The organism is Pseudomonas sp. MWU12-2319 (genome assembly GCF_023242525.1).
GTDB lineage: Bacteria > Pseudomonadota > Gammaproteobacteria > Pseudomonadales > Pseudomonadaceae > Aquipseudomonas > Aquipseudomonas gingeri_D.
The window spans coordinates 1-367 of record NZ_JALJES010000077.1 but is presented as its reverse complement, the minus strand read 5'-3'; the positions used below and the strand labels follow the sequence as shown (position 1 = coordinate 367).

1 protein-coding gene is annotated in these 367 nt (G+C 57.8%); it reads right to left on the bottom strand.

Annotation, left to right across the window (positions count from 1 at the left end; genetic code table 11):
• Nucleotides 1-342, bottom strand: a 342-nt coding sequence (locus tag M5C01_RS32825) for an IS3 family transposase (protein ID WP_152742657.1), incomplete at its 3' end; no start/stop codon positions are given.
• Between the last annotated feature and the right edge of the window lie 25 nt (nucleotides 343-367).

Sequence of the window (367 nt, the reverse complement as noted above, 5' to 3'; positions counted from 1 at the left end):
ATTCTCGGCGATCGGCAGATCATGATTGCTATCCGTCGTGTGCACAAATTTGCGCTTCCAGGCCGAGCGAAGTCCGTTGGCCCGCATCAAGCGGCGGATTTTATAAAGGCCTATCTCGATCCCCTTGGCGTGCAGGGCTTTACGCAACGGACGACTGCCGTAGCAACCGCCACTTTCGCTATACGAAGCCTTGAGCTGTACCGTGATCGGGCAAATCGGTGCCGGCGCTTGGGCGCGTTTGTTGGCCTCGTAAAAGCCAGAGCGGCTGATGCCCAGCAGCCGACAAACATGAGCCACCGAATAAGCCTTCTGTTGCAACTGCCGAACCAGGCGGTAGGTCACTTCAGCTCGCGGGCAAAGAAGGCTG